The 8,629-nt window shown below is 46.6% G+C and carries 9 protein-coding genes and 2 pseudogenes; 4 read left to right on the top strand and 7 right to left on the bottom strand.

What is annotated here, in order from left to right:
• Positions 1-139 precede the first annotated feature (139 nt).
• From H8730_RS16805 to thrC, 6 genes and pseudogenes are all read right to left on the bottom strand, one after another.
• Complete coding sequence (locus tag H8730_RS16805; RefSeq protein WP_177720076.1) at positions 140-1,708, bottom strand: helix-turn-helix transcriptional regulator; 1,569 nt, start codon at positions 1,706-1,708, stop codon at positions 140-142.
• A gap of 190 nt (positions 1,709-1,898) precedes the next feature.
• The gene (locus H8730_RS16800) at positions 1,899-2,111 is read right to left on the bottom strand and encodes a DUF3791 domain-containing protein (protein WP_177720083.1); all 213 of its coding nucleotides are present in this window, start codon (positions 2,109-2,111) and stop codon (positions 1,899-1,901) included.
• Positions 2,112-2,150: 39 nt separating this feature from the next.
• Positions 2,151-2,480, bottom strand: a pseudogene (locus H8730_RS16795) (DUF3990 domain-containing protein); the annotation flags it as partial.
• 170 nt (positions 2,481-2,650) lie between these two features.
• Entirely contained in the window at positions 2,651-2,884 is a 234-nt protein-coding gene (locus tag H8730_RS16790) for a hypothetical protein (protein ID WP_177720078.1), read from the bottom strand.
• A gap of 179 nt (positions 2,885-3,063) precedes the next feature.
• Complete coding sequence (gene queA, locus H8730_RS16785) at positions 3,064-4,107, bottom strand: tRNA preQ1(34) S-adenosylmethionine ribosyltransferase-isomerase QueA (RefSeq protein WP_177720079.1); 1,044 nt, start codon at positions 4,105-4,107, stop codon at positions 3,064-3,066.
• Positions 4,108-4,120: 13 nt separating this feature from the next.
• Complete coding sequence (thrC, locus tag H8730_RS16780) at positions 4,121-5,596, bottom strand: threonine synthase (protein ID WP_177720080.1); 1,476 nt, start codon at positions 5,594-5,596, stop codon at positions 4,121-4,123.
• 184 nt (positions 5,597-5,780) lie between these two features.
• Between thrC and H8730_RS18150 the strand changes: the two are divergent.
• The 4 genes and pseudogenes from H8730_RS18150 to H8730_RS18145 form a co-directional block, all read left to right on the top strand.
• Positions 5,781-5,897 (top strand): annotated as a pseudogene (locus H8730_RS18150) (transposase); the annotation flags it as partial.
• Positions 5,898-5,935: 38 nt separating this feature from the next.
• Positions 5,936-6,133, top strand: coding sequence for a hypothetical protein (locus tag H8730_RS16770; protein ID WP_249290223.1), 198 nt, complete (start codon positions 5,936-5,938; stop codon positions 6,131-6,133).
• A gap of 128 nt (positions 6,134-6,261) precedes the next feature.
• A complete protein-coding gene (locus H8730_RS16765; RefSeq protein WP_177720084.1) occupies positions 6,262-6,795 on the top strand; it encodes an IS3 family transposase in 534 nt (177 codons plus the stop codon).
• Positions 6,796-6,804: 9 nt separating this feature from the next.
• Positions 6,805-6,912, top strand: a complete 108-nt coding sequence (locus H8730_RS18145; RefSeq protein ID WP_430385400.1) for an IS3 family transposase — start codon at positions 6,805-6,807, stop codon at positions 6,910-6,912.
• A gap of 476 nt (positions 6,913-7,388) precedes the next feature.
• Here the strand turns inward: H8730_RS18145 and H8730_RS16760 are convergent, their stop codons facing one another.
• The gene (locus H8730_RS16760) at positions 7,389-8,513 is read right to left on the bottom strand and encodes a serine hydrolase domain-containing protein (RefSeq protein WP_177720082.1); all 1,125 of its coding nucleotides are present in this window, start codon (positions 8,511-8,513) and stop codon (positions 7,389-7,391) included.
• Positions 8,514-8,629: the final 116 nt, after the last annotated feature.

Here is an 8,629-nt window from a genome sequence, read left to right as displayed (position 1 = left end):
CCGTAAATGGTTTCATACAGGCCCATACTCTCTTATTTTTCAATTCCCTTCACCACCAGTTCTCTGAGTTGTTTTTCGCCGAACCGGAACTGCTGATCAATTTCGTCCAGCTCATCAAGTCAATCCTTCATAAAGAGACCTAATTTGTTTCGCTTACCTCTCCATATGCCATTACAATTTCATCGCATACACCGCCCATTTTCCGCAGAATATCCGCAATCTGTACTCTGAACTCATGTGTTCTGAGCTTATCAATTGGCGTGTAGAAGCCCCCTTGAATTGTCCAAATTGCATCCTTGTAATCCTGCATTTTCTTATATAGCGGTAATAGTGTTGCAGCCATAGTCAAATCGGGATATTGTTCGGTTACGCCTTTGAAAAAGTCGTACGCCGAACTGGTACAGACACAACAATAGGGAGAGGAATGCAAATTCCAGCAAATACCGTTGAGTTGTTCATCTGTTTTGTTTTCAAAAAAAGAGTCGGTTTCAAGTGTCTCCGCCCAGGTTGCAAACGCCGTTTTACCAAACACATACATACCGCAATTCCCTTCAGTTGGGGGCAGGGTCAAAAATGTAGGAATTGAGTCAATCACGCTTTGATAATTTTGACGCATATCTGTCTTTGAAAGTTTTTCGCCCGCGAAAAACAATCCATATGTGGTGTCCAACCCGTTTGTGATGGCTGAATAGCCATACTCATCCACTGAATCCTCCGGCAGACGTTCTGGGCCGGGATAGAGATTGACATATAGCACATCATTTTCATCATAGCCGCCAATCAGACACCCTTCCGACAGTGGGTCATACCGATCCCACCTTATCATCCCATTCGCTTCTGTCATTGAACACGTCACATTGCCCATGCCCCAAGCCAGAACAGGTATATCTTTATCAACCGACGTTTTGATGGCGTTCATCACCGCACGGAAATCCTTTTTGATCTCGCTGTTTGAAATATAAATGCAGTCATACCCGAAAGCGGCATATGCTTTTTTAACGAATTGCGGTACAAAGAAATAACTTGTCACGCCGCTGTCGCATTGCAAATTTTCAGGATTGCCGACTTCTTCTGAATACAGATAAGTGAAATTATCTCCCGTAAAATTAGCATAAAACTTGTAGTCATCAATGCCCGACCCTAATTTGAGTCCAACAGAACAAATGGCGGAGCAAAGAAAATAATTTTGCCAGGGCTCAATTTTTTTGTATTCCTTTATTTTGTTTGATACACGGGGCGATTCCGCGCCAGCAAGCAGTTTTTCCATGGGATCCGACTCATATGATGAGTATTGCGCTATTGATAAAATTTCACGATTGCTTGCCATATCAAATCCTCCTTGAATGACAATATTGATGGTCAGCGGACGGAAGTATTTCAACCGATGGCCTTGTTTCCGTGCGCTATGGGGAGTTATGCCATGAAACCGGGTGAAAGCCTTTGAAAAACTCTCCTGTGAATCATATTGATATTTCATGGCAACATCAATGATTCTGTTCTTTGATAGCAATAAATCCTGTCCGGCTAAACTCAAGCGCCTATTCCGGATATAGTCGCCGATAGTGATTCCGGTTACCAAAGAAAATACACGTTGATAATGAGCATTGGAAGCGTACACATGATTCGCTACGTCATTTACTGTGATATCATGGGTCAGGTTGCTTTCAATATATTGAATCGCTTTTGTCAGACTTTGTATCCAGTTCATGGTGGTTCCTCCTATGCTCACCATTATACTAAATAGCGGAGTAAAAGTTATGTCTTAAAATGCTCAATATTGTCCATGGAAAAACTGTGTTCGCTTGGATTTGAACACGGTTTATATAAATTTATTTCTTTCGTTCTTACTCCTTCACGTTCCCCATGTTCCTCAAGGGCAAGAGTGGGAAGTTCAAGCCTTATGCCATAAAAGGCTGCCTGGCCTCAATATACATACTGATATCATCCACGATATACTGCCTGCCGGTCGCGTGCAGCGCCTCGTAATAGTCACGGATATAGTCAATTACACAGTAACGGTTGAACAGGTCGATCACTCCCTTGCCGTCCAGCCCTTTAGCAGCTTTGTATTCCTCAATACAGTACACGACAAAATTCGTCTTGTCATCCATATTCATGCCTCCTCCGGGTAGGTGATCCTTTAACCGGGCAATTGTTTCCTCTTTTGTCAGAATTCCTTCCTCGTAGGCAATGAAAGTCCGGTAAATTGTATCGTTTGCCACCGGGCCGAATACCATATCAAATTGCTCTCCCTGATAATTGCCGCCTCGGTTCGCATAGACAAAATCCAACCATTCCTCATTTGCTTCAGGGAAGATAAGTAGCTTAAATTTGTCTTTCAGTTCTTCTATTTCCCAATCTCATAAATGCTCATATGGGGTGGTCGTTGTATAAAAGCCGCTGCCAAAATCCAGCGTCCTGTTCTGCCGAATCAACCTCGGTTTATCCACAATCACATTACTGCCATGATATAAAATCATAGATGAACCTCCATTTTTTACTATCAGCAAGCTTCCAAATATCACCCACCTATATGATAACCAAGGCAACTCAAAAAGTAAATAAATATGTATGATAACAGTACCCTGTAAATCGGATCAGAGAAAATCTCTTCAAGATATTCATAATTTGAATCGATACCTTGTCTTTATCATGCTGCCCGTTTCGCTTTAATTGAGCGGAATTCTCCTGCCCAATCATATATCTGGCCGAAAATAATGCGGTGGATATCCTTTAACGTTTCCGTATTGAATTTCTCATACTGCTGATTATAGATATTCGTCATTGCCAGGTTTGTGATATCCTCTTCTGCCTGATGAAGAAGCTCTGGATCTTTGATGCCTGCAAGGTTTATCAGGACATCTGTATCGTCATTAAAATACATATTTATTCAGAAATTTCCTCTCCCAAACTTTTGCAAAAGTTTGGGCCAATAACGCCCTTTTTCCCCGATTTTGCCCTTAAAAACGCCAAAAAAGCTGTTTAAAAAATCAAACGCCAAAAGCCCGCAAAACTCCAGTAATCCTGCGCTTTTGCGGGCTTTTCTCCGATTCAAATTTTAACTCACCCAATGTACATTGCATCCCCAAAACTGAAAAACCGATACCGCTCCCGGACCGCCTCCGCATAGGCCGCTAACACATGCTCCCGCCCCGCCAGAGCGCTCACCAGCATAATCAGCGTCGATTCCGGAAGATGAAAATTCGTGATCAGCCCCTCCAGAATCTTAAACCGATACCCGGGATATATAAAGATATTTGTCCAGCCGCTTCCCGCCTCAATGGTTCCATCCTCCTTGGCGGCAGACTCCAGCGTTCGACAGGATGTGGTTCCCACAGCGATAATCCGGCCTCCAGCCGCCTTTGCCTCCATAATGGCCGCGGCGGCCTCCGGCGTGATACAGTAGTACTCGGAATGCATCTCATGGTCCTCGATCCGATCCGCCTTCACCGGCCGGAAGGTTCCCAGGCCCACGTGCAGCGTCACATAGGCAAGCCGCACTCCCTGCCGCTGCAAAGACTCCAGCAGTTCCCTCGTAAAATGCAGCCCAGCCGTGGGCGCGGCGGCCGAGCCTTCCTCTCTGGCATACACAGTCTGATACCGGTCTCGGTCCTCCAGCGTCTCGTGGATATACGGCGGCAGCGGCATCTGCCCCAGCTCATCCAGAATCTCCTCAAAGATGCCCTCGAATCGAAAGCGGACATAGCGGTTTCCACCGGGAGCTTCCTTCAGCACGTCCGCCTGCAAACGGCCATCGCCAAAGGAAATCCGACAGCCCGGCTTCGCCTTCTTGCCAGGCCTGACCATCACCTCCCAGCACACCCCCGCCAATCCCTCCGCTTCCCCGAGACGGCGGAGCAACAGCACCTCGATCTTAGCGCCGGTGTCCGGTTTTATCCCCAAGAGCCTGGCTGGCAGTACCTTTGTATCATTCAGCACCAGGCAGTCGCCCTTTTTCAAATAGGAGCCAATGTTGCGAAAAACATCGTGCCCAATGGCCCCCGACACCTTATCCAGCGTCAGCAAGCGCGAATCTGACCGGTTTGCCAAGGGTGTCTGGGCAATGAGCTCTTCCGGTAGCTCATACGTAAAATCACGGCGATCCATACACTGATCCCTTCTACAATCCTAGAATTGATTCCACAGCCTGCAAAGCTCCGTCTCGCCCACATTCCAACCGGTGACGCACAGGAGCGGACAGGACCTCCTTCACGGATGCGGGAACCGGCGTGTGGCTGAGAGCGCTGATCCTATCCACCATCGTCTGCTCAGACTCTCCCATCGCTGGCTCTCCCAGCGCTGACAGAATGCTCTGTGGAAATTTATAGGGGCTGGCGGTGGAGATCACCACGGCCGTCGCCGCTGATGATGAAGCGGCAAGGTATTTTTCTTTCACGCACCAAGCTACCGCTGTATGGGGATCCATGACGTAACCCGCTTGCGCGTATACCTCGCGGATTGCAGCCGCTGTCTCCTCCTCCGAGGCGTATCCACCGTAAAAAATCTGGGGGAGCTCTGGCGCATTGACCTTGTACTGCCCTTGTTGTGACAGCTGCCCCATCAAGTCCGCGACGGCGCCGCCGTCACGGCCGCAAATCTCATAAATCAATCGCTCTAGATTGCTGGAGACTAAAATATCCATAGATGGCGACATCGTGAGGTAAAACTCGCGGTTTGCGTTATATTCTCCCGTCTGAAAGAAATCCGTCAACACATTGTTGGAATTCGAAGCGCACAGTAGCTTGCCCACTGGCAGACCCATCCCTTTCGCGTAGTAAGCCGCGAGAATATTGCCAAAATTGCCGGTTGGAACGCAGAAATCAATGGGTGCTCCCATAGGGACAGCCTTCTGTTCCACCATGGCGAAGTAGGCGGCAAAATAATATACAACCTGGGGGACCAGGCGCCCTATGTTGATGGAATTGGCGGAGGAAAACATATAGCCCGCATCCCGCATCCGCGCCGCCACAGCGGGGTCGGTAAAGATCTCTTTGACACTGCGCTGCGCGTCGTCAAAATTGCCCTCAATGGCTACCACATGGGTATTGTCCCCTTTCTGTGTCACCATCTGCCGTTTCTGGATAGGGCTGACCCCGTCCTTCGGGTAGAAGACGATGATCTCCACGCCCTCCACGTTGGCAAAGCCCTCCAGCGCAGCCTTTCCCGTGTCACCGGACGTTGCTGTCAGGATCACAATTTTCTTATCCAGCTTCTGCTTCTGGGCTGAGCACTTCAATAAATGTGGCAATATGGACAGCGCCATATCCTTAAAGGCCAACGTCGCACCATGAAATAGCTCTAAAAAATAGTGATCTCCACACTTTGCCAGCGGCGCAATCTGCGGCGTATCAAACTTTGAATCATAAGCGGCCTTTGCACAAGCTTCCAATTCTTCACGAGTAAAATCCGTCAGAAATTTTCCCATGATCTCCACGGCCAACTGCTGATAGGACAGAGCGCTAAGCTCCTCCAGAGGCTTAGCAAGCCGTGGAATCTCCTCCGGCACAAACAGGCCGCCATCCTCGGCAATCCCATGTAAAATCGCATACGAAGGGGAAACGGTTTCCCCTGTCCCTCTAGTACTTTTATATTGCATAGTCTCTCCTCCTAAACGTGCCGTATTGCACTTAATTCCATGACGGTGCACAAAATGGACAAGCCTGGTTCTTAATCGCTTACGCGATTATTATATCATAAAGTATAAAAAGAAACCACCCCAAATTTTGAAATACCCCCATATGTTAGACAGTATGATATACTATCTACAAGTGGGGTGATTTATTACGCCAAAAGGAATACCGAATAAAAGATATACACCAGAGTTCAAACGAATGGTCATCGAGACCATGATGGAAGAAGAACTGAGCTACAGAGAAACGGCGCGCCGGTTTGAAATAAACGATCGCACTCGGATTACTGACTGGGAACGTATTACATGGCGGAAGGTCCAGAGGGCTTGGCAATTGAGCGTCGTGGCCGGGGCAGCAGGGGTAAACCGAAGAAACTGCCGAAAGATGTGGAAGAAGACTTGCTGACCGAAGTGCAGTGGTTGCGTACGGAAAATGACTACCTAAAAAACTTGCACGCCTTGCTCTTGGAAGACGAGCTACGCCAGCGCAGAAAACGCAGGTAGTTCAAAAGCTGAGGCAAAAACATTCTCTGAATATTCTTCTTTCAATCGCTCAACTGCCCCGTGCAACTTTCTACTACCATCTAAAGCGAATGAACCGCTCAGACAAATAGGAAGCTGCCAAGGCAGAAATTACAGCTATATATCACGAAAACAAAGGTCGATACGGTTACCGCCGTATTACAACAGATCTGCGCAGCCGCAATATTCTCTTGAACCACAAGACTGTCCAAAGTTTTATGAGAATGAAGAAGTACCAGTCTTACAAGGGTGAAGTCGGCAAGATCGCGCCTAACAAGCTGAATCGGAACTTTTATGCGGACAAACCAAATCAGAAGTGGGTCACTGACGTGACAGAGTTCCATCTATTTGGACAGAAGTTATATCTGTCACCCATTCTTGACCTGTGTAGCAGCGATCTTGTTAGCTATACCATCTCGGATCGACCTGTCCTGAGCATGGTAACGACCATGTTGGATCAGGCATTTGAAAAGATACCGCACGAAACTGACCTAATTCTTCATTCCGACCAGGGTTGGCAATACCAGCAAAAACAGTACCAACGGATGCTTCGTAAGAAAGGCATTCGGCAGAGTATGAGCCGAAAGGGCAATTGTCTGGACAATGCTGTGATAGAGTATTTATTTGGTCTGCTTAAAAGTTAATTACTCTATCTGCAAGAGTTTGAATCCATGGAGCACTTCAAACAGGAACTCCTTGAATATCTTGTTTACTACAACAACCGCCATATCAAGGCAAATCGAGTAGGAGGCGGTGATTAGCCGCCGTCCTCTCACACCACCGTGCGTCAGACTGTCTATCTATTGCATTTCTCAAGTCTGACAGCTATCAGCCTTTAGGCCCTTTGTCCAAATCTCTTTATCAATTCCTGTGCTGAAAATATATTTATTAACCGCTTAATGTTATAAGCGATAAACATAGAAGATGCCTCGGTCTCGACATTCTTCATCTGACGACGCAAAAAGAAACTATATCTAATGTTCGTTTCACTGTGCCAAAAGGATGTTCCACAATACATCTGCGTTGTTTGTATATATCATTATTATTCAGGGTATCTTGGTAGACCGATTCCAACACATCTTCATGCGCCCATCGCTGTATAGTGCGGCCGCTCACAGAAAATGTACAGTTTTTTTGTAGAATATGATTTGTTTTTCACAATTTCCCTCCTCACGCAATTAAGAATACAACTGCCAATCAGCCGAGGCATGGAAACCTGTATTATGTGTACAGCCTTTTACCAAAATAAATCAGTTAAGATCAAGTGCATCCTGTTTTTAGTTACTCGATTTAGTTTATCGAGTACATGGCCCGGATTCATCCCGCCATATGTCCTACTCCAATACAGAAGAACATCGTAGATGACGTTATTTCCCCCCGTGGCATTCGTAAAGATGGCCAGGCCTTTTCCCATATCCGGCACCAGCATGAAAAAACTATGTGACCCCAAATTGAGCCCATAATGGGAAAGCAGGATGTGCCTGTTGGTTCTCGTGGTAAAGAACCCCAGACTACAATTATCGTCCCTGCTGCATGTATGCATCAAACGAATTTGTTTTTTTGTCATATTAGCAAATTGACCATCCCGTGAATATGCCTGCAAATGTTGTAACAGGAACAATGAAAAATCCGATATCGTGGTGATGAGGCCTGCGGCGGCACTTTGTGAATATATTCTTTTCTTTAAGGCATAACCAAAGGCATTATGACTATAAGAACAGGCATCTAAATCGGATATGTGCTGACAAAACAACGAATGCCGCATTTTCAGAGGAGTGAAAACCAGAGATTCCATCGCGGAATTGAAATCCTTATCTAGGACATCTTCCACCATCATCTGCAAAACTGTATAGCCTAGAGAGGTATAACAAAATTCGTGAAGCGTGCCGAATTTCTTCTTAGCCAAGGAATCTGTCAAAATATCAAGGGCGTTGATAAAGGATTTACCCCCGCGGTCATATTGAGGAGGCAAACCGGAGGTATGATTCAGCAGCATGCGGGGGGTAATCGTATCCTGCTCCACAGTGTATGAGAAACGCCACCTCTTGAGATACTGATTAATATCGTTATCTAGTTGAATCCGCTGCTCCTTGGCCAATGCCATCACACCCCAGGCCGTAATCGTTTTTGACAGCGAGCCTGCCATAAATTGTGTGTCCACGGTTACCGGTGACTGAGTCCCGGTCCTTGTCACACCACAGACATACGGAACTGAAACCGACGGCTTACCGATGTCCAGCGTAACCACGGATGCTCCCGGCACCGCATTATTTTTGCAGGAAACGGCCAGGATTTCCTGCAAGGTACCGTCAAATTGGCCATCAAGCGCCTTTCTTTCTTTCAATCCTCTCTCTGAATTCATATTTATATCCATTCCTTTCGCTTCGCTCAGGCACAAAACGTTATGAAAATGGTTTGCCTGAGCCTATTTTTTCGGTATACTTCTTATTCGTAGGGAACTCGGTATACTACAAATCA

This window comes from Bianquea renquensis, assembly GCF_014384895.1.
Classification (GTDB): Bacteria; Bacillota; Clostridia; order Lachnospirales; family Bianqueaceae; genus Bianquea; species Bianquea renquensis.
Note: the sequence above shows the minus strand (reverse complement) of the source record. Positions and strands in the feature narration are given on the sequence as shown.

Bases quoted from the DNA above. Each gene is read 5' to 3' on its own strand.
- thrC (WP_177720080.1), bottom strand. From the start codon at position 5,596: ATGCAATATAAAAGTACTAGAGGGACAGGGGAAACCGTTTCCCCTTCG.
- H8730_RS16760 (WP_177720082.1), bottom strand. From the start codon at position 8,513: ATGAATTCAGAGAGAGGATTGAAAGAAAGAAAGGCGCTTGATGGCCAA.
- H8730_RS16805 (WP_177720076.1), bottom strand. From the start codon at position 1,708: ATGAACTGGATACAAAGTCTGACAAAAGCGATTCAATATATTGAAAGC.
- H8730_RS16800 (WP_177720083.1), bottom strand. From the start codon at position 2,111: ATGGATGACAAGACGAATTTTGTCGTGTACTGTATTGAGGAATACAAA.
- queA (WP_177720079.1), bottom strand. From the start codon at position 4,107: ATGGATCGCCGTGATTTTACGTATGAGCTACCGGAAGAGCTCATTGCC.
- H8730_RS16790 (WP_177720078.1), bottom strand. From the start codon at position 2,884: ATGTATTTTAATGACGATACAGATGTCCTGATAAACCTTGCAGGCATC.
- H8730_RS16770 (WP_249290223.1), top strand. From the start codon at position 5,936: ATGGCGGAAGGTCCAGAGGGCTTGGCAATTGAGCGTCGTGGCCGGGGC.